Raw genomic sequence first — 18,500 nt, forward strand, 5'->3', positions numbered from 1 at the left:
CCACATGGCATGATCGTCAAGGGTCGTCGCGGCTATCAGTAATTGTGGAGGCAGTTAACGCTTTATTCAGTTCGCTCGCCCTGAAGGTCTATGCTGGTTGCCTTCGCCTCGAAGATCACGGTGTCCCCGTCCTTGGAGATCTCGATGGCGAGACCGGCCTCGCGGGCGAGCGCCCCGGCGTAATAGGGCTGGATGGCGTGGGCGTCGACATGGTCGCCGAGATCGCCGGCCAGAAGCTCGGCGACGCGCGGCGGAATGCGGGAGGCGGCGCCGGTGGCCTCAATGCGCTGGGTGGGGAAGGGCAGGTCGCCCTCGACGCGCACCACGATCTTGCCGCCGCGGGGAACGGCCTGCAACGAGATGAGCAGCAGGTTCAGAAGCAGCTTCACCTGGTTCTTGGGCAGGAGGCGGCGCGTCGCCTGCCAGTCGATGTCGGCCTTCTCGCTCTCCATGTAGCGCTTGGCCACCGTCTCGGCGTCGCCGAGGTCGACCTCGGCGCCCACCGAACCGGCGGCGCCGAAGGCGAGGCGGGCGAACTGCAGCTTGGAGGAGGCGGTGCGGGCGCTCTTGCGGATGAGGTCGAAGGCGAAGGCCTTCATCTCCTCGTTGTTTTCCTCGTCCAGCACCTCGAGGCCGTTGGTGATGGCGCCGACCGGCGAGATGATGTCATGGCAGACGCGCGAGCAGAGCAGGGCGGCAAAATCCAGGGCTTCCAGCTTGGCCAGGTCGGACATGGGCGGTTCCATTGGGTTGGACGAACGACGGGCAGGGCCCACCGACGAATCGTAGAACGTCTGGCCCATGGATAACGCCCGTCGGCGGCGCTCACAAGCGCGGGTGAGACGCAGTGAACGGCTTCTCGCCCCATCGCAACGGCTTTCGGCCTACTCTCAGGTCAGCCGATGACGCTTTGCCCAGGATGCAATGGCGGCGGCGATCGCCTGAGGCTGATCCTCAGGACAGATGTGTGCGGCCGGACCGCAGGCCTCGACGTCGAGAGCGGCGATACTCGACCTTGCCCAGTCAATCATCTTCGAACCGATCATCAGGGTATCCTCGGCGCCATCGAAGGTCAGCAGCAACTTGGGTACCGATCGGGACGAGGCCAGCCAGGTGTCGTAGGCTTCGATCCGCGCAACGGTGTCGGCGGGTTCGCCCTCGATGGGCATTTCCCTTGGCCATGCCAGCAGAGGGCGGCGGCTTTCGCGAGTCGGATAAGGGCGGCGATAGACGTCGTGGTCCTCCGGCGCCAGCCCGGACCAGACGGTCACCTTCAGCGCCTGCTCGATGAAGAAATTCTCGTCGAGCACCTTGGCCTCACCGCTACCCGGCGCACGCAGGGCCTCGTATCGCGGCCGATGCGGTCCGGGGAAGTCGTCCCAGGTCATCGGCCGCAGGATGGTTTCCATCAGCACAAGGCCCCGAACACGGTCCGGATGACGCGTCGCCCAGTCCATGGCCAGCGCCCCGCCCCAGTCGTGGCCGACCAGCACGACGCCGTCGAGGGCCAGCGCGTCGAACCAAGCATCGAGATAGCGCGCATGATCGGCGAACCGATAGGCGATGTCGGGCTTTCCGGACTCGCCCATGCCGATGAGGTCGGGGGCGAGGCTGCGGGCGGGCAAGCCGAGGTCGGCAATGACATTCCGCCAGAGATGGGAGGAGGTGGGGTTGCCATGAAGGAAGACGAACGGGGCGCCGGCGCCGCTCTCTCGATAAAACACGGTGGAGTCGAGAATGGGCAGTGAAGGCATAGCTTTTGTCCTCTCGCGTGAAACAGTAAGGTGCCTGTCAATGTGACCATTTTGTCAGGTGACTGACTATATCTGTCAAATCGTCAGGTGCCTGTCAATGTGATGGAGGGCTGCATGCCGTCTTGTCCGTCGTTGGGTGTTATGTTGCGGCTCGCCCATCAGCATTTTTCGAGCGCGGTCGTCGAGGCGCTCGACGAAGCCGGCTTTGGCGATATCCGCCCCCATCACGCCAACGTCTTCACCTTCGTGCCGACGGAGGGAATTCAGATGTCCGAGCTGACGCTGAAGGCCGGCGTCCGCAAGCAGTCGATGGCACAGGCGCTGGAAGAGCTTGAAAAGCTTGGTTACATCGAGCGGCAGCCACACCCGAGCGACAAGCGTGCGCGCCTGATCTTCCTGACGCCGCGCGGAAAGAAGATCCGCCCGCTCGCCATGGCCGCTGGCCGGCAGGTCGAGGAGAAGTGGAGGCGCCTGTTGGGCGAGAGCCAGATCGAAGCCCTTCGCGAAGCGCTTCAGATACTGCTCGGTGTCTTGCAGGATGGCGCCGGCCGGACCTGAGGTTCCACGCCTGGAGCAGATTTCAGTAGGCCAGGAGCTTCAGCACTTCCGGCCAGTGGGCGGCGGCTTCGGCGATCATGGCGTCGGGGTTGGCGAGAAAGGCCTGCCGCTCGTCCTCGGAGGCGAAGAGATAGAGGCGGTTGCGGTGGATGGCGAACAGGGCGGGGTTGCCGGGCTGGGCGACGCCGCGCGCCACGGCCGACAGCGTATAGCCGCCGAAGCCGGGGATATAGGCGGCCGGCGCGGCGCGGAAGGCGGCGGCGTTGCCCTCGGTGGCGAAATGCCAGTAGGTGTCGCCGTAGACGACCTCATGTTCGGGAAGGCCCGGCACGGCGGCGCCGCTGACGAAATAGGCCACCGGGTCGTAGCCGCCGAGCGACAATCCGGTGTAGGGATCGAACACTATCCTTTCGTCTAGTGCGTTTACCGGCTGGCAAGGGATAAGGAAAAACAGCGACAAGACAATGGCGCGGGCGAGAAAACTCACCCAATCTTGCCGTCGTGATGTCTGATTCGTCTGTATGCTCATGATGTCACCGGCCGTCCCTGACGTTCATCTTGCATGGACCGGGGTGTCGGCGAGGTTAATGTTCGGATGGTCTCGCCAGCCTGCCGTTTCGAAACGGACGCCGGCGGACATGGAGGGATTGCCGATGTCGTTGCGTCTGTCGGTGCTGAAAGCGCTGCCGTTCCTGCTGCTGGCCCTGGTTGCCGCGGCGATGCCCGCTGCCGCCCAGCAGGCACAGCAGACCTATTCGTCGTCGGAACTGGTGGATACCGGCCACAAGTTCTTCGGCGAGATGTCGGGCGGCCTCGCCTCGGCGATCGAACGGGCGGCGGCCAGTTACGGCCAGCCCAACGGCTACATCCTCGGCCAGGAAGGCTCCGGCGCGGTGTTCGGCGGCCTGCGCTACGGCGAGGGTATGCTTTACACCCGCAACGCCGGCAACTCGCGCGTCTACTGGCAGGGGCCGAGTTTCGGTCTCGATTTCGGCGGCGACGGCGCCCGCACCATGATCCTTGTCTACAATTTGCCCTCGGTGCCGGCGCTCTACCAGCGCTTCGGCGGCGTCGCCGGCTCGGCTTATCTGGTCGGCGGCTTCGGCATCACCGCCCTGCGCCAGGGCAACATCACCCTGGTGCCGGTCCGCACTGGCGTGGGCGCCCGTCTCGGCGTCAATGTCGGCTATCTCAAGTTCACGCCCCAGGCCACCTGGAACCCCTTCTGAGTCCAACTCGCGAAGATGCTGACGCATCCGCTCGTTGAGCCCATTGCCGATTTCTCGCTTGCATCGGGGCACGAGAAATCGGCAAGCGGAATACCAAGCCGTATTTTCAATGCATCTTGGTATGATAGCTTCACGACCATAAAGCCTGTTCCCGCCACTTTTTTCACCATCGACGCGGCGGGAACGTTGCTGTGCCCTTGACCGTTTCCTTAGCAATGCGCGACAAATAAGGGATCGGGCGGAATGGGACGGCCGCGGGATGGCATGACGTGATCGAGACGGTGCTGATCTTTCTGGCGGGTATGCTGACGGCGGGACTCGGCGCGCTGCTGCTGATGCCGGCGATCAACTCGCGCGCCGTTCGCCTCTATCGGCGCCGGCTGGACCAGCAGCTTCCGCGTTCGGTCGCCGAAATGGCGGCTGCCAAGGACGCGATCAGGGCGGAGATGGCCGCCCGGATGGCGCGGATCGAGATCGAACTCGACACGGCTCGGCAGGCGGTGGCCACGGCCGAGCTTCAGAGCTCGGAAGACCGCCGGCTCGCCAGGGCGCTCGAGGCGGAAAAGGCTGCCTTCGAGGCGGCGATCGCCGATTACGAAAAACGCCTCGAAGAGGCTCGGTCGATCGCCCGCTACGCCCACGAGGCGGTGGCGCGGGTCGATGCGGAGCGGCGCGACTTGCAGCGCCAGATCAGCGTCAGAGCCATGGAGGCCGAGACCAGCCGCGACGAGGCGGAATCGCTTGCCGCCGACATGAAGATGGCGCTGGTCGAGGCCGAAGCGCGCATCGCCGTCCTCTCGGAGACCATCGCCGATCTCACCCACACGCCGCCGCTGATCCATCCGTCCGGTCCGGTCGTGGCGCCCCCCAGCGCCCCGCCGGCGCCGGTCATCCACGTGGATTTCGGGGCCAAGGCCGAGCGGCAGCCGGCCAAGGTCGAAGTCGATGAACCTGACGACGAGGCCCGCATCGACGACCTCGCCAACAGGCTGAAGCTGTTGCGCGCCCGCAATGCCGTCGCTCGCCAGCGCATCGAATCGGCGCTGGCCAAGGGAACGGAGCCGCCGGAGGATGCTCCGAAGTCGGGCTCCTCCTGAGGCGCTTTCCGTCGGCAGATCCCGCGAAAATCGAAACGGCCTGATGACGCGTCAGCCGGTGCGGTGGCGCGCCGGCCTCAGCCGGACGATCAGCCCGCCGGCCGGCCCGAGGGCGACGGACAGCGCGTAGAGCATGCCGGCGGCGACGATGATCGCCGGGCCCGACGGCAGGTTGCCGGCGAAGGAGGCGATGAGGCCGGCGACCGAGGACAGGGCCGCGAAGGCCATGGCCAGCGCCGTCATGGCGCCGAGCGAGCGCGTCCAGAACCGGGCGCTGGCGGCGGGCAGCATCATCAGGCCGACCGACAGGAGCGTGCCGAGCGCCTGGAAGCCGGCGATGAGGTTCAGCACCATCACCAGCATGAAGGTGACGTGGATGACCGCGCCGCGCCCGCCCACTGCCCTGAGGAACCCGGGGTCGACGCATTCCAGCACCAGCGGCCGCCACAGCACCGCGAAGGCAACGACGGTGATCGAGGCCACGAGGCCTATGAACAACAGCGCTGTGTCGTCGATGGCCAGCACCGAGCCGAACAGGAGGTGCATGACGTCGACCGCCGAGCCGCGCGCCGAGATCAGGATGACGCCGAGCGCCAGCGACACGAGGTAGAGCGTGGCGAGCGAGGCGTCCTCGCGCAGCGGCGTCAGGCGGGTGACGGCGCTTGCCATCAGGGCGATGGCGAGGCCCGCGGCAAGGCCGCCCGCCGTCATGGCCCAGAGGTTGAGCCCGGCGAGGAGGTAGCCGGCCGCGACGCCGGGCAGGATGGCGTGGGCCATGGCATCGCCGGTCAGCGACAGGCGGCGCAGCATAAGGAACACGCCGATCGGCGCGGCAGCCACCGACAGGACCAGACAGCCTATGAGCGCCCGGCGCATGAAGGCGAAGTCCGAGAAGGCGGAGAGAAGATCGGCGACGGTCATCGGGCGGGCTCGACCTCGCAGAAGGGGGCGGCTTCGTCCCAGGCCTCGATGTGATGGCGGGCGGCGGCGAGGTTCTCGGGTCTCAGCACGTCGGCCGTGTCGCCCTCGGCGATCGCCCGGCGGGCGATCAGCAGCGTTCGCGGAAACTGCCGCCGCACCAGGTCGAGATCGTGCATCACGGCGACCACCGTGCGTCCCTCGGCATTCCAGCGGGCTATGACGTCCATCAACTCGTGGATGGTGCGGTCGTCGATGGCGGTGAACGGCTCGTCGAGGAGAATCAGCGGCGCGTCCTGAAGAACGAGGCGGGCGAACAGCACCCGCTGCAACTGCCCGCCGGACAGCGTATCGAGCGGTCGCTGCTCGAAGCCGACGAGGCCGACACGGGCGAGCGCCCGTGCCACGTCTTCGTCGTCGTCGCGGCGGAAGCCGCCGAAGGCACCGCGCCGGTGCCAGAGGCCCATGGCCACGAAATCGAACACCGGCAGCGGGAAGCCGCGATCGATCTCCGTCAGCTGCGGCAGGTAGGCGATCTCGGTCCGCCTGCAGCCGCTGACCCGAACGTCGCCGCCGATCGGCCGGAGGTTGCCGATCGCCGCCTTGAGCAGGGTGGATTTGCCGGCGCCGTTGGGGCCGACGACGGCCGTCATGCTGCCGGCCGGAAAGGTGGCGGAGAGGTGATGCAGCGCCGGATGGCGATCATAGCCGATGGTGGCGTTCTGAAAGGCGAGGGCGGCGCCACCCACCGGTTCGGAATGGCGGACGTCCATCACCGCAGCACCCAGCCGATCAGTGCCCATATGCCGGCAACGAAGAGCCCGGCGCCGGCGAGACGGGCGACAACCCCGAGGCGGAGCACCGACGGGCGAATGGTGACGATGGCGGAGCGGCCGGCGTCCGAAGCGGAGGAGTGGCGAGGCGGGTGGTGCGGCATTGCGACCCCAGGCTTGGCGGCGATCAAGGTGGAACGAACCGTTATAGTATAACGTTTTTCCGGTCAATCGCTACGCCGCCGGCGGCATCCGGCCTGGAAGTCGTCGAAACCGAAGCCGATCAAATCTTATTTACCAGCTAAGGTCGTCTGGATACATTCTTGTATGTAAATGTAATTATGTGAAAGGCGGAGAAATAATTTTCATTGACTCTCCAGTCAATGGAAACATTAGGGAAGTCTTGGGCAACGGACTTGCTATTCGCGTCATGTGCGTGGCGCATGCTTGAAATCTCGCCCGTTGTTGTTTACTAGGTATAAAAGGCAACACGATTCTCCCAAGGTCGCAGCAAGTGGTTACCACCATCCTCCTTTCCTCCGTTCGGCAAAATGCAGGGGAGGCAGCCTTGGCAGCCGAACCCGACCTCATGAAAACCTTCCTGCTCGCCTATGAGTCGGTGATCGAAACGTTGCGGCCCAGCATGAAGGTGGCGGGCCTCACCGAGCCGCAATGGCGGGTGCTGCACGAGTTGAAAGCGCGGTCGCCGATGATCGCGTCGGAGCTCGCTGCCAACACCTTCGTCCGGGCGTCGAGCCTGTCGCGCATTCTGCGCGATCTCGAGGCGCGCGACCTGATCGCCCGGGCCCAGCAGTTCGAGGATCTCCGGAAGACGCTGGTGTCGCTGACCGATTATGGCCGCAAGACCATCGCGCCGATCGAGATCGCCTATGCCGAACTCGGCCAGCGTCTTGCCGATGCCATCGGGCGCGAAGCGGTGAATGCCTGCGCCACCGCCTGTTCCGGCATCGTCGAACAGATCGGTGTGCAACCCGGCGACGACTGAAACCAATTTCACTTGGTGAGATGATCCGGCCGGGACGGCCCGCTTCGGCGGGGCCATCCCGGCCGATCTTATGTCAGGGCTGGGGCTGGGCCGGCGCGGTGACCAGAACCTTGTCGATGCGTCGGCCATCCATGTCGACGATCTCGAACCGCCAACCGCGCCAGTCGACGACGTCGCCGGTGGTCGGAATGGCCTTGGTCACCGACAGCACGAAGCCGGCCAGCGTCTCATAGTCGCGATCGGGGTCGTCGAGCCCCTTGCAGTCGATCTTCTCCGCCACGAGGTCGACACCGAGATCGGCGTCGATCAGCCAGCTTCCGTCGGCCCGCTGGACGATCTCGCTCAGCTCTTCGCTGGCTTCGCCGCCGAGGTTGCCGACGATGGCGGTGAGAATGTCGGCGGCGGTCACCATGCCTTCGACCGAGCCATACTCGTCGATCACCATCACCATCTGCAGCGGCGAGCGCCTGAGCGTGTCGAGCACGTCGAGCGCGGAGGCGGTGTCGGGCACCATGTCGACCTGACGGATGCGGCTCCTGAGGTCGAGCGGCTCGCCCTTCAGGTGCTGGTCGAGCAGGTCCTTGGCCTGGATAACGCCCTGAACCATGTCGATCGAACCGGTGAACACCGGATAGCGCGAATGGGATGAGGTGGCGATCGCCTCGATGATGCGCTGGTCGTCCCAGTCGAGGTCGATGCCGGTGATGTCGGGGCGGGGGATCATCACGGCGCGGATCGACCGGTCGCTGAAGCGCATGACGCCGGCCATCAGCTCCTTTTCCTCGGGCTCCAGGATGCCCGAGTTGGTGCCTTCTGCGATCACCGCCTTGATTTCCTCCTCGGTGACCGTGCTCTCGCCGGTTGTCTTGAGGCCAAGGGCGCCGATGATGAGGCGGCTCGACATCTCTAGAACGATGGCGACCGGCGAGGCGACGAAGGCGACGCCCAGCATCGGCCGGGCCATCAGCGAAGCGACCGCCTCGGGGTTGGAGAGCGCGATCTGCTTGGGCACCAGCTCGCCGATCACCAGCGAGAAATAAGTGATGAGGCCGACCACCACGGCAATGGACAGCGCCGAGGCGAAGGAGGCGGGAACGCCCTGAGCGACCAGAAACTCGGCGAAGGGCTCCGACAGCGTGGCGCCCGAATAGGCGCCGGCCAGGATGCCGACCAGCGTGATGCCGATCTGTACCGAGGACAGGAAGCGGCCGGGATTGGCGGCGAGCTTCAGCACCGTCGCTGCGCCCTTCGAGCCCTTGGCGGCCATGGCTTCGAGACGCGGGCGGCGCGAGGAGACCACCGCCAGCTCGGACATGGCGAAAAGACCGTTCAGGACCAAGAGGATGAAGATGACGCCGATTTCAAAGAGGTAGCCCATGGGGTGCGGGGGTGACCCGGCTGCTCCGTCGCAAATTGCTCGTCGGGGGAAAATACAGGCTGATCGGTCTGTTCGCTAGTGCTTCGGCTTTCAGAAAGACCTCGCGGCGGAGCGCGGCCGTCCCTCGGCATCGGCCAGGAGATGGGTGAAGCCGGCGATGGCCGGCACGCCGGTAGGTAACAGGCTGCCGGCGCCTGTTAGATAGACGGGCAGGCCGAGCGCCGCGCCGGCGAGCGCCACAAGGCCGGCGGCGACGAGGCGCGGTGCGTCGGCGGCGCCCGCCGCGCCGTGCCCGAAGCCGTCCAGGTCGATGCCGATGGCGGCGAGCCGCCGCGAGGCCGGCAGGCCGCGCCCGAGCCGGAGGGCGGCGGCGGGGCCGGCGATTTCCAGGATGAGCGACAGGGCGCCATTGGCAAGGCCGAGTTCGGCCTCGGCGACGGAGAGCGCCACCGCCATGCGGTCGGCGGGGTCGAAGTCGTCCGTGACGGCGACCAGCACGCCCCGGGCGCCGGCGGCAATGGCAGCGCGGGCGCTGTCGGGGTCGGCGGTGGCGACGGTGAAAGCGCCGCCGGGCGGCGTTTCTCCCGCCGAGACCAGTGGCCATTGCAGGGCCGGCCGGCTTTCCAAGCCGGCGCCAGTATTTCCGCCAAGTAACCGGAAGACGAACGACATTTACCAATCCTTAACCAAAGCGGAGGAAAATGCTTAACAAAGAGTAATCGAGGCTGGGACGCCTCGCCCCGGACCCGCGGACCAACCGGCGGGCCTTGCTGGTGGAACGCCCATGAATCCGGTTTTCCAATGGGTCTACGGGTCGCCGGCGCAGAAGACGACAGCGCCGCCGGCTGCGTCAACAGGCATTTCGGGCCGCATCGAGCAGGCCTTCGACGCGGCAAGCGACACCACCGGCACGTCCTTTCAGTATCTCCTCGACACCGCTCAGCGGGAGTCCTCGCTGCAGCCCGACGCCAAGGCGGCAAGCTCGTCGGCAACCGGCCTGTTTCAGTTCGTGGAAGGCACCTGGCTGCAGACCCTCAAGGAAGAGGGACCGTCGCTGGGCCTCGGGCAGTATAGCGCCGAGATCACCAAGACGGCCGGTGGCCGCTACAAGGTGGCGGACCCGGCCACGCGCGAACAGATCCTGGCGCTGCGCGAGGACCCGGACGTGTCGGCGCTGGTGGCCGGCGCCTTCACCCGCCGCAACGCCCAGTCGCTGCGCGACGACATCGGCCGCGATGCCACGGCCGGCGAACTCTATATCGCCCATTTCCTCGGGGCCAAGGGCGCATCGGCGCTGATCGGCGCCGCCGGCAGCGACCCGACATCGAGCGCCGCCGACCTGTTCCCCCAGGCGGCGCGCGCCAATCCCACCATCTTCTACGAAGGCGGACGCGAGCGCACGGTCGGCGAGGTCTACGCCAACCTGACCAGCAAGCATGGCGAGACCGCGCCGGTCGCCGTCAATGCCGGCCATGTGGTTGCCCGGCTGGACAGGCCGGACGAGCCGGTCGCCACCCGTTGGGATCCGGCGCTCGGCTATTCCGATGCCGAGACCGGCGGCGGCGCGTCGCGGCGCATCGCCGAGGCGGAGTCGGCGCTGACCGCGCTGACCTCGACGGACGGTACCTCCGGCTCCGGCTGGACGGCCGCCGAGCCTACCGACGCTTTCTCGGCCATCTATCGCACCGACGGCCCCACTGCCGCCAATGGCTCCGCCGCCTTCTGGCAGGGCTTCAGCCTGTCGCCGAACCTGTTCCACACGGCAGTTGCCGACGACAGCGCCGGTCTCAACAAGGCCGCGGCCGAGGCCGCCGACACCAGCGCGGCGCTGAGGGCCAGCCGGCCGGGCCAGATCCTCGACCGTGGCTTCAAGCCCAGCGGCCCCCTCGATCTCGCCAGCTTCCTGAGCGATGGCTGAGACGCCGGCTGTTGGCCGCTTGCCCGGAAGACGCTTTTCCCCCGCCCGGATGTCGGCATGATCGACCTTGCGGCCCTCGCCGGCCTGTTCCTGTCGGCCCTCGCGGCGGCCACCATCCTGCCGATGCAGTCGGAAGCGGCGCTGGTGGCGCTTCTCGTTGCCGGCGTGCATCCGGCCTGGCTCCTGGTGGCGATCGCCGGCCTCGGCAACGTGCTTGGGTCGGTCATCAACTGGCTGATCGGCCGGGGTGTCGAACGGTTTCGCGATCGGCCCTGGTTCCCGGTGAAGCCGGCCGCGCTCGATCGGGCGCAGGGCTGGTACCGACGCTATGGCAAATGGTCGTTGCTCCTGAGCTGGGCGCCGGTCGTCGGTGATCCCCTCACCGTCGTCGCCGGGCTGGCCCGCGAACCCTTGCCGATTTTTCTCGCCCTGGTGACCGTCGCCAAGGTCGGCCGTTATGCCGTGCTGGCGGCAGTCACCTTGAGCGTGATCTGAGCGGACCGGTCTTAGCCCGTCGCTATCATGGTGAACCAATCCTTAAGGGTCGGCATGGGAACATCCCATTGATGCTGCTGGCCGACGCGCCGGCGCTAGAGCACCCGCCGATCAGGTTGAATCAACCTGATCGAAAAGCGGCTGCTCCAGCAAATGAATCCGGAGCATTCGCTCGGCGACCAAATGTTTCAACTTGGTCGGCGAATGCTCTAGCGTGAAACGGGGCGTGGGGCATGGGGCGGTTTCGGCTCATCGACTGGATGGACAATGCACCGGCTCAGGCCCGGGCGTCGGCCGTGCCGGCGCTGGTCAGGAGCTATGTCCACGGCGAGCTCACGCCTGAGGCGCGCGAGGTGATGGAGGCGGCGCTGATGCTCTTGGCCGACGATCCGTCGGTCGATGTCCGCCGCGCGCTTGCCGAGGCACTGTCCATCCATGAAACGGTGCCGCGTCACCTTATCGTGGCGCTGTCGCAGGACCTGCCGGCCGTCGCCGAGCCGATCTTCCGCCGCTCACCCTGCCTGATCGACAGCGAACTGGTGATGGCGGTGTCGCTCGGCACGCCGTCCGTCGTCAGGGCGATCGCCGGCCGACCCTGGATTTCCTTCGAGGTGGCCGACGCCATCGCCGCCGAGGGCGACCGCGACGCGGTGCTCGCCATGCTCGCCAACTCCGGCGCCGATCTCGACGGCGAGGCCTTCGCGACGATCGCCGCCCGCCTCGGCGCCGACGGCGACGTCCGCGAGGCGCTGTTTGCCCGTCCCGATCTGCCGCTTGCCGTGCGGCAGTCGCTGATTTCGGCGCTGGGCGAAAAGCTCGGCCGTTTCCTGGTCGACCGTGCCTGGATAGCCCCCAAACGGGCCGGCGTGGTGCTGCGCGAGGCCTGCGACAAGGCGACGGTGTTTCTCGCCGGGTCGGCCGACGAGGCCGAGCTCGCCGCGCTGGTCGAGCATCTCCGATCCTCGGGGCAACTGACGACGGCACTGCTGATCCGATCGATGTGCGAGGGGCACATCCGCTTCCTCGAAGCGGCGCTCGCCCGCCTGTCGGGCTTGCCGGCAACCCGGGTCTATGCGTTGCTGATGGATGGCCGCCCGGGCGCGCTCAGGGCGCTGTTTGCGCGTGCCGGCCTGCCGGAGCGCAGCCACGCCGCCTTCCTCGCCGCGCTCGACGTTTGGCGGGAGCTCGACTACGACGGCCGCGAGGGTGACAGGCCGCGCTACGGCCGCCGCATGGTTGAGCGCATCCTCACCCGTTACCAGGAGTTCGCGCCGGGCGAGGTGGACGATCTCCTCGCTATGCTCCGACGGCTCGCTGCCGAGAGCGCCCGCACGGCGGCGCGCGACATGATGGCGGCGCGGCGCGAAGGGCGAAGGGCCGCCTGAGGTCATCCGAGCATTCGGTTCCAGAACAAAAAAACCCTCCGCGGTGGCGGAGGGTGGCGATGGGGCACTATCCGGTCTGGCCGGCTCTCAGAGATCGCGAATGATGACGCCGTCGTCTTCCTCGTCGATGTGCCCATGCTTGGCGATATAGGCCTCGGTCACGTCGAGCAGCGTCTGGGTCAGGGCCGAGCCGACGCGGTTCTGTTCGTCCTTGGCACGCTCGCGAACGATGGCGCGGATGGCGTCCACATGCTGGTTGACGAGGTCGACCGGCGTCAGTGCGCGGTCGGTGATGCGTTCGAGCAGGGAGCAGAGGCTGCCGGCGACGCGGGTGGCCAGCGGAAAGCCCAGCGTGGTCGACTGGCCTTTGATGTCGTGGACGGCGCGGTGAAAGGCGCGCTTCTCCTCGCCCTCGCGATAGTCGACGGCGGCCCAGGCGTCGCGCGTCGAGAACATCGTCTTGACCTCGTCGAGCATCCAGTCGTCGAAATGCGTGGAGAGGATCTGCAAGGCCGCCTCGGCGCGCTTCACCGGATCGTCGGCGGGCGAACGACGGCGGATTTCCCGCACCTTCTTTCGGAGGTCGTTCTTGGCCTCGATGTACTCGGGCGCGTCGGAAGGTTTGGACATCGGCGTTGGTTCCGTCGATTGCGCGGACAGGGGACCGCAAGGGCCGATTGTCGCCGCCGCCGCTTAAGGAAACGTTGATCCTGCCCGTTCGGCTGGAAGGACCGTCGACGATCCGCCGGGCGGCTCAGGTCCGGAACTGCTCGGTGAGGACGCGCTCTTCCCAGCCGTGGTTGCGGTCGAACAGGATGAGGCTGCGCTGGCGCACGTCGGCCTTGATGGCGACGCGCAGCACGTCGCGCACCTCCTGGTGGTCGGCGGCGACCGACACCGGCCGCTTCTCGTGCTCCAGCACGTCGATGACGATGGAGCAGCGATCGGGGATGACGGCGCCGCGCCAGCCGCGCGGCCGGAAGGCGCTGATCGGCGTCACGGCCAGAAGCGGCACGTGGATCGGCAGGATGGGACCATGGGCGGAGAGGTTGTAGGCGGTCGATCCGGCCGGCGTCGCCACCAGCACGCCGTCGCAGCTCATCTCGTCGAGGCGCACCTTGTCGTCGATGGAAATCCGGAGCTTGGCCGCCTGATAGGTCTGCCGCATCATCGACACTTCGTTGAAGGCATGGGCGAGGTGGGTGTCGCCCAGCACCGTCCGCGCCTCCATGGCCAGCGGGTGCAGGGCGGTGACCACGGTATCGGCCAGCCGCTCCCTCAGGCCCTCGACCCGGAACTCGTTCATCAGGAAGCCGACCGAGCCGCAGTTGAGACCGTAGATCGGCTTGTCGGTGTTGATGAAGCGGTGAAGCGTCTGCAGCATCAGCCCGTCGCCACCCAGCGCCACGATGGTGTCGGCGTCCTCGGCCTCCACGTGGCCATACTCGGCGACAAGGCGCGCCTTGGCGTCCTGGGCCTCGGGCGTGTCGCTGGAAACGAAGCAAAGGTGCTCGAAGGAAGGGCTGTGCGGCATCAGGTCCGTCGCGTCAGTCGTTCAGTGGTCCGCTCGCTCCGGCCGTCGCCGCCTCGACGGGCCGGCGTCCGAACGCCCGCCGCAAATGGGGGTCCACTTTCGTCGGATATGATCTAGCATGGCACCGTGGAAAAGCAAACGCACCGCGCTGGCGGCGATTCTCGCCGGCCCGGCAGCGTCGGCAAGTTGCGGGAGAAGCCATGTCCAAATCCGTCGACGACCTGCGCATCGTCAGCGTCACCTGTCCGGACGAGGCGACGGCGCTCGCCATCGCCCGCCTCGTCGTGGACCGTCGCCTCGCCGCCTGCGCCAACATCGTGCCGGGCGTGCGCAGCGTCTATCGCTGGATGGGCGAGATCAACGAGGACAGCGAAGTGCTCGTCACCATGAAGACGCGCGAGGACTTCGTCGAATCGCTGTTCACGGCCATCGTCGCCAACCATCCCTATCAGCAGCCGGCCATCGAGGTGGTGGCGCTCAGCGGCGCCGGGCGCGGCGTTGCCGCCTGGATCCGGGCCGAAACCGGCGGCGAGGACAGCACGGCGCTTCCGAAGAGCTTCAAGTCGGTGGAGTAGGGTAGAGCGATCTCCAGAGATCCTGCTCAGGCAAGGGTTGGGGTCGACAGCCCGATGCGCGGCCGACCGGCTTGGAGAGTGAGCGCTTCTGGGCCGGACGGTGTTCCGGGGGCGGGCTTCGGTCGGTTGCCTTGACCTCAGCCTCGCCGTGTTGCGTCTACTCCGGGATCATGCCCGCCGTCAGGTTCACATAGGCGGCCGTCATCGAGCGCGCCTTGTCGGATACCAGGAATGCCGCGGTCTCCGCGACATCATCAAGGGTCGGCAACCGCCCCAGCATCGTCGTCTGTGCGCCGCCGGCCAGCCACTGGTCGACCGACAGGCCCATGGCCTTCGCCTTCGGTGCAAAGAGCTCCCGCGTGTAGGAGCCCGCTTCGGGCGCATCCGAAATGGCGTGCGGGCCGAGGCAGACGACCCGGATGTTGCGCGGGCCGAGCTCGGCGGCCAGCACGCGCGAGAAGGCCTCGACGCCGGCACAAGTCACGCTGTAGCCGAGGTGACCGGGAGGCGCCGTCCGGCCCGCCGGTGTGGAAAGGGTAAGGATCACGCCCTGTCGCGACCTGCCCATGTGCGGCACGACAGCCTTGGCACTGTTGAAGAGCGACCGCAGGAAGCTGTCGACCGGGCTCATGAAGGCGTCGAGATCGAGATCGTCGATCAGGCTGCCTTGGTCGTGCATGAAGCTGGTCGCGTTGACGGCGACATCGATCTCGCCGATGCGTTCGGCCAGCGCATCCACGGCGCGTCGGGTGTTCTCCTCATCAAGGCAGTCGACCGTGAATACCTCGGCGGCGCCCTCTGAGGACCGCACGGCCTCGGCAGCCGCGGCAAGCCTTTCGACACCGCGCGCCCCGAGATAGACCTTGGCCCCCTCCGCCACGAAGGCCTTGGCCATGGCCGTTCCAATGGCTCCGCTTCCACCCATGATCACGATGCGTTTGCCGTTCAGTATCATGTCGGTTCCTTTCCTGAAGAACGGCGGGCGCTGCCTGCATCCACCGCCTTGGCCGTCCTCACCGTCGATAGAGATCAGTCCGTCAACCGATTGGTTGACGGGCTGATCTGTAATCTGCCTTCGGATGAACGTCAACCATTTGGTTGACGGATTGCCGCTAGGAGGTCGTTGGACCCGGTTTGCCCGACCAACCCATTGCCGCCCAGACGGCGCGCGGCGCCGGCGGAGTGGACACGCCCCCCCGGAAAATGAGGCAAGCAGCTTCAGCGAAACGGGAACTGGTCTTGCGTCCGGCGCCAGTCATCCACCAGACCGGCGACATCGCGCTCGATCATGACGAGCCGCTCGATTGCGCCGGCATGGTCGCGCTCCGCGAACCGGTCCCAGAGCGCATCGATGCGGGCGCCGAGGTTCGGCGGCGCCAGCGGCAGACCGCCGGCCAGCGCCAGCGCGCCCTTCTCGTTCATCACGTAACGGCCGTTGATGGCGCAGATGACCTGGGCGGCGCAGGCCAGACCCCTGAAGATCGATCCGGCGATATAGCTGCGGTCGTCGCGGGCGATGGCCTTGGCGGCGCCGGTGGCGGCAAAGCCGATTTCCCATTGGAAACGGTCCACCAGGGCGAGCGCAAGCCGGCGCGGATAGGGCTGGAGCCGGCATTTCAGACCGGCGACCGCCCCGGCAGGATCGTGGAGCGGTTGGCAATGATGCACTTCCGCAAGCCAGATCGTGGAAATGAACCCATGCGGATGGCCCGGCTGGTAGTCGACCGTGATCGTCCCCGCGACCGCGCGATCGATCGTGGCGCTCACCGCGTCGACGTTGCGGTAAAGGAGGTCGACGGCCTGTCCGCCGATGGTGAGCCAGCCGCCGCCGACGATCCACGGCCCCCATTCACCTATGGCGGTGATGATCGCCTCGGACCCGGGATCGATCAGCGGTTCCATCGCCCGCCTCAACCCGCCGACATCGATCGGCCGCTGGTCGCGGAAGTAAAGACCGAGATCGTAATCTGACGACGGCAGCGCGTCGCCCCGGCTCCGCGAGCCACCGAGCACCACGGTCTCGATGCCGCCGACGCCGGAGAGCACGGCCACCAGATGCTCGAGCAGGGGATCGGTCATGCGGCGCGCTCCGAGATGACAGGTCCGGGTCCCGATGTCCGAGCCCCAGAAGGCGGCGGTTCTTCCCTGGACCGGGTCGCTCCGGTTGATCCTGAAGGCGACAGGTGCTAACCGTCAACCAGGCGGTTGATGTCTGTAACCCGCTGCAAAAGGAGCGTCAACTTATCGGGTTGGCGGGCTTGCCATGATGTCTGCGGAAGAGCGTCTCGACGCGGTGTTTCACGCCTTGTCCAACCGGACCCGGCGGCAGCTCATTGCCGACCTCGCCAAGCGTCCGGCTCGCGTCAACGAACTGGCCCGGCCCTATGACATGTCGGTCAACGCCATTTCCAAGCATCTCTTCGTCCTGGAGAGGGCAGGGTTGCTGGAGCGGCGCCAGGAGGGAAGCACGCAGAGCTGCGCGCTGACGCCGCTCGCGCTGTCCAGCGCCAGCGAATGGATCGAGCGCTATCGGCAGTATTGGACCGACCAGTTGGATGGGCTGGCCAACTTCGTCGAAGAACAGGCTCGCGAGACATGAAGGCAACCGAACTCTTCACCTCCCGCATCGTCAGGGCCGGGCGGGATCGCGTGTTCGCCGCCTGGACCCAGCCCGAGTTGGTGAAGCAATGGTGGGGGCCGCCGCCCTATGTCTGCCCCCATGCCGAGATCGATTTGAGGGTCGGTGGCGCCTATCGGTTGGCCAACCTCGGGCCCGATGGCGAGACCATCTGGATCAGCGGCGTCTTCACCCGCGTCGAGGTGCCCGACGCGCTCAGCTACACCTGGAAGCTCAGCACGCACAGCACAGAGCCGTCGCTCGTTCACGTCTCCTTCGCCGACCATCCCGAGGGAACCGAGGTGAGCATTCACCACGAGCGCTTCGCCGATGCCGCCGTCCGCGACGAGCATGCGCTGGGCTGGCAGGGCTGCCTGGGCCGGCTATCCGACCTGATGCCCGGCCGGGCTTCGTGAGCTGGGCGCGAGGCCTGGCCGATCGGGCCTTCGGGCAACAAAAAACCCCGGCGGAAGGCCGGGGCGAAAACAAGGGCGGCGCGAAAGGGGAAAACGCGCCGCCGCTCTTCGAGGTCGATCCTGTCAGACCGCTTCCTGGATCTCGTCGGGCTCGCGCAGCACATAGCCGCGGCCCCAGACGGTCTCGATGTAGTTGCGGCCATCGGTGGCATTCGCCAGCTTCTTGCGCAGCTTGCAGATGAACACGTCGATGATCTTGAGTTCCGGCTCGTCCATGCCGCCATAGAGATGGTTGAGGAACATCTCCTTGGTGAGCGTCGTTCCCTTGCGGAGGGAAAGCAGCTCAAGCATCTGGTATTCCTTGCCGGTCAGATGCACGCGGTTGCCATTGACCTCGACGGTCTTGGTGTCGAGGTTGACCACCAGGTCGCCGGTGACGATGACCGACTGGGCATGGCCCTTGGACCGGCGGACGATGGCATGGATGCGGGCGATCAGCTCGTCCTTATGGAACGGCTTGGTCATGTAGTCGTCGGCGCCGAAGCCGAGACCGCGCACCTTGTCCTCGATATTGCCCAGGCCGGACAGGATGAGGATGGGCGTCTTGACCTTGGACACGCGCAGCGTCCGGAGCACTTCATAACCCGACATATCCGGCAGATTGAGATCGAGCAGGATGATATCGTAGTCATAGAGCTTGCCGAGGTCGATGCCTTCCTCGCCAAGGTCCGTCGTGTAGACGTTGAAGCTCTCGGACTTCAGCATCAGCTCGATGCTTTGTGCGGTCGCGCTGTCGTCCTCGATCAGCAAAACTCGCATTCGTTATCCCCTTTTTCTAGGGCCTTGG

The 18,500-nt window shown here is 66.5% G+C and carries 23 protein-coding genes; 10 read left to right on the forward strand and 13 right to left on the reverse strand.

Annotation, left to right across the window (positions count from 1 at the left end; translation table 11 throughout):
• Positions 1-62 precede the first annotated feature (62 nt).
• Positions 63-734, reverse strand: a complete 672-nt coding sequence (gene chpT / locus CXZ10_RS15570) for a histidine phosphotransferase ChpT (RefSeq protein ID WP_101290280.1) — start codon at positions 732-734, stop codon at positions 63-65.
• A 156-nt stretch (positions 735-890) separates the two neighbouring features.
• Positions 891-1,796, reverse strand: a complete 906-nt coding sequence (locus CXZ10_RS15575) for a haloalkane dehalogenase (protein WP_280178929.1) — start codon at positions 1,794-1,796, stop codon at positions 891-893.
• Positions 1,797-1,868: 72 nt separating this feature from the next.
• On the opposite strand from CXZ10_RS15575, the gene CXZ10_RS15580 reads away from it, so the two are divergent.
• On the forward strand, positions 1,869-2,312 hold the full coding sequence (locus CXZ10_RS15580) for a MarR family winged helix-turn-helix transcriptional regulator (protein WP_101290282.1): 444 nt from the start codon (positions 1,869-1,871) through the stop codon (positions 2,310-2,312).
• A 22-nt stretch (positions 2,313-2,334) separates the two neighbouring features.
• On the opposite strand, the gene CXZ10_RS15585 is transcribed toward CXZ10_RS15580, so the two are convergent.
• The gene (locus CXZ10_RS15585; protein WP_101290283.1) at positions 2,335-2,715 is read right to left on the reverse strand and encodes a YHS domain-containing (seleno)protein; all 381 of its coding nucleotides are present in this window, start codon (positions 2,713-2,715) and stop codon (positions 2,335-2,337) included.
• 250 nt (positions 2,716-2,965) lie between these two features.
• On the opposite strand from CXZ10_RS15585, the gene CXZ10_RS15590 reads away from it, so the two are divergent.
• Both CXZ10_RS15590 and CXZ10_RS15595 read left to right on the forward strand, forming a co-directional pair.
• The gene (locus CXZ10_RS15590) at positions 2,966-3,541 is read left to right on the forward strand and encodes a DUF1134 domain-containing protein (protein WP_101290284.1); all 576 of its coding nucleotides are present in this window, start codon (positions 2,966-2,968) and stop codon (positions 3,539-3,541) included.
• Positions 3,542-3,810: 269 nt separating this feature from the next.
• Entirely contained in the window at positions 3,811-4,638 is an 828-nt protein-coding gene (locus tag CXZ10_RS15595) for a hypothetical protein (protein WP_101290285.1), read from the forward strand.
• Between the two features lie 51 nt (positions 4,639-4,689).
• Here CXZ10_RS15595 and CXZ10_RS15600 read toward each other — a convergent pair whose 3' ends face one another.
• The 3 genes from CXZ10_RS15600 to CXZ10_RS21590 are packed head-to-tail and all read right to left on the reverse strand — an operon-like array spanning position 4,690 to position 6,493.
• Positions 4,690-5,559, reverse strand: a complete 870-nt coding sequence (locus CXZ10_RS15600; protein ID WP_101290286.1) for a metal ABC transporter permease — start codon at positions 5,557-5,559, stop codon at positions 4,690-4,692.
• On the reverse strand, positions 5,556-6,329 hold the full coding sequence (gene aztA / locus CXZ10_RS15605) for a zinc ABC transporter ATP-binding protein AztA (RefSeq protein WP_101290287.1): 774 nt from the start codon (positions 6,327-6,329) through the stop codon (positions 5,556-5,558). Before aztA ends, CXZ10_RS15600 begins: the two co-directional genes overlap by 4 nt.
• Complete coding sequence (locus CXZ10_RS21590) at positions 6,329-6,493, reverse strand: hypothetical protein (protein WP_180336026.1); 165 nt, start codon at positions 6,491-6,493, stop codon at positions 6,329-6,331. The genes aztA and CXZ10_RS21590 overlap by 1 nt, the downstream gene beginning before the upstream one ends.
• A 404-nt stretch (positions 6,494-6,897) precedes the next feature.
• Between CXZ10_RS21590 and CXZ10_RS15615 the strand changes: the two genes are divergently transcribed.
• Positions 6,898-7,335 (forward strand): MarR family winged helix-turn-helix transcriptional regulator, encoded by a 438-nt coding sequence (locus tag CXZ10_RS15615; protein ID WP_101290289.1) that lies wholly within the window; start codon positions 6,898-6,900, stop codon positions 7,333-7,335.
• 73 nt (positions 7,336-7,408) lie between these two features.
• On the opposite strand, the gene CXZ10_RS15620 is transcribed toward CXZ10_RS15615, so the two are convergent.
• Positions 7,409-8,713, reverse strand: coding sequence for a hemolysin family protein (locus tag CXZ10_RS15620; RefSeq protein ID WP_101290290.1), 1,305 nt, complete (start codon positions 8,711-8,713; stop codon positions 7,409-7,411).
• A 90-nt stretch (positions 8,714-8,803) separates the two neighbouring features.
• Entirely contained in the window at positions 8,804-9,385 is a 582-nt protein-coding gene (locus CXZ10_RS15625) for a hypothetical protein (protein WP_143741545.1), read from the reverse strand.
• 112 nt (positions 9,386-9,497) lie between these two features.
• Here CXZ10_RS15625 and CXZ10_RS15630 point away from each other — a divergent pair, with 112 nt between their 5' ends.
• The 3 genes from CXZ10_RS15630 (at position 9,498) to CXZ10_RS15640 (ending at position 12,511) form a co-directional block, all read left to right on the forward strand.
• Positions 9,498-10,631: a hypothetical protein gene (locus CXZ10_RS15630; protein ID WP_101290292.1), complete on the forward strand. Its 1,134-nt coding sequence runs from the start codon at positions 9,498-9,500 to the stop codon at positions 10,629-10,631.
• Positions 10,632-10,688: 57 nt separating this feature from the next.
• Positions 10,689-11,126, forward strand: coding sequence for a YqaA family protein (locus CXZ10_RS15635; protein ID WP_101290293.1), 438 nt, complete (start codon positions 10,689-10,691; stop codon positions 11,124-11,126).
• Positions 11,127-11,359: 233 nt separating this feature from the next.
• Positions 11,360-12,511, forward strand: a complete 1,152-nt coding sequence (locus tag CXZ10_RS15640; RefSeq protein ID WP_101290294.1) for a DUF2336 domain-containing protein — start codon at positions 11,360-11,362, stop codon at positions 12,509-12,511.
• A gap of 87 nt (positions 12,512-12,598) precedes the next feature.
• Here the strand turns inward: CXZ10_RS15640 and CXZ10_RS15645 are convergent, their stop codons facing one another.
• Together CXZ10_RS15645 and CXZ10_RS15650 are read right to left on the reverse strand one after the other, a co-directional pair.
• Positions 12,599-13,141, reverse strand: coding sequence for a histidine kinase (locus tag CXZ10_RS15645; RefSeq protein WP_101290295.1), 543 nt, complete (start codon positions 13,139-13,141; stop codon positions 12,599-12,601).
• 124 nt (positions 13,142-13,265) lie between these two features.
• Entirely contained in the window at positions 13,266-14,045 is a 780-nt protein-coding gene (locus CXZ10_RS15650) for an NAD kinase (RefSeq protein ID WP_101290296.1), read from the reverse strand.
• Positions 14,046-14,245: 200 nt separating this feature from the next.
• Here CXZ10_RS15650 and cutA point away from each other — a divergent pair, with 200 nt between their 5' ends.
• Positions 14,246-14,620 (forward strand): divalent-cation tolerance protein CutA, encoded by a 375-nt coding sequence (gene cutA / locus CXZ10_RS15655; protein ID WP_101290297.1) that lies wholly within the window; start codon positions 14,246-14,248, stop codon positions 14,618-14,620.
• A 157-nt stretch (positions 14,621-14,777) separates the two neighbouring features.
• On the opposite strand, the gene CXZ10_RS15660 is transcribed toward cutA, so the two are convergent.
• Both CXZ10_RS15660 and CXZ10_RS15665 read right to left on the reverse strand, forming a co-directional pair.
• Positions 14,778-15,575, reverse strand: a complete 798-nt coding sequence (locus CXZ10_RS15660) for an SDR family NAD(P)-dependent oxidoreductase (RefSeq protein ID WP_101290298.1) — start codon at positions 15,573-15,575, stop codon at positions 14,778-14,780.
• Between the two features lie 263 nt (positions 15,576-15,838).
• Positions 15,839-16,699, reverse strand: a complete 861-nt coding sequence (locus tag CXZ10_RS15665; RefSeq protein ID WP_101290299.1) for a nucleotidyltransferase domain-containing protein — start codon at positions 16,697-16,699, stop codon at positions 15,839-15,841.
• A gap of 184 nt (positions 16,700-16,883) precedes the next feature.
• On the opposite strand from CXZ10_RS15665, the gene CXZ10_RS15670 reads away from it, so the two are divergent.
• Positions 16,884-17,219 (forward strand): ArsR/SmtB family transcription factor, encoded by a 336-nt coding sequence (locus tag CXZ10_RS15670; protein ID WP_101290300.1) that lies wholly within the window; start codon positions 16,884-16,886, stop codon positions 17,217-17,219.
• Positions 17,216-17,653 (forward strand): SRPBCC family protein, encoded by a 438-nt coding sequence (locus CXZ10_RS15675; protein WP_180336027.1) that lies wholly within the window; start codon positions 17,216-17,218, stop codon positions 17,651-17,653. Before CXZ10_RS15670 ends, CXZ10_RS15675 begins: the two co-directional genes overlap by 4 nt.
• A gap of 123 nt (positions 17,654-17,776) precedes the next feature.
• Here the strand turns inward: CXZ10_RS15675 and ctrA are convergent, their stop codons facing one another.
• Complete coding sequence (gene ctrA / locus CXZ10_RS15680) at positions 17,777-18,472, reverse strand: response regulator transcription factor CtrA (RefSeq protein WP_026792093.1); 696 nt, start codon at positions 18,470-18,472, stop codon at positions 17,777-17,779.
• Positions 18,473-18,500: the final 28 nt, after the last annotated feature.

The organism is Pleomorphomonas diazotrophica (genome assembly GCF_002844595.1).
GTDB lineage: Bacteria > Pseudomonadota > Alphaproteobacteria > Rhizobiales > Pleomorphomonadaceae > Pleomorphomonas > Pleomorphomonas diazotrophica.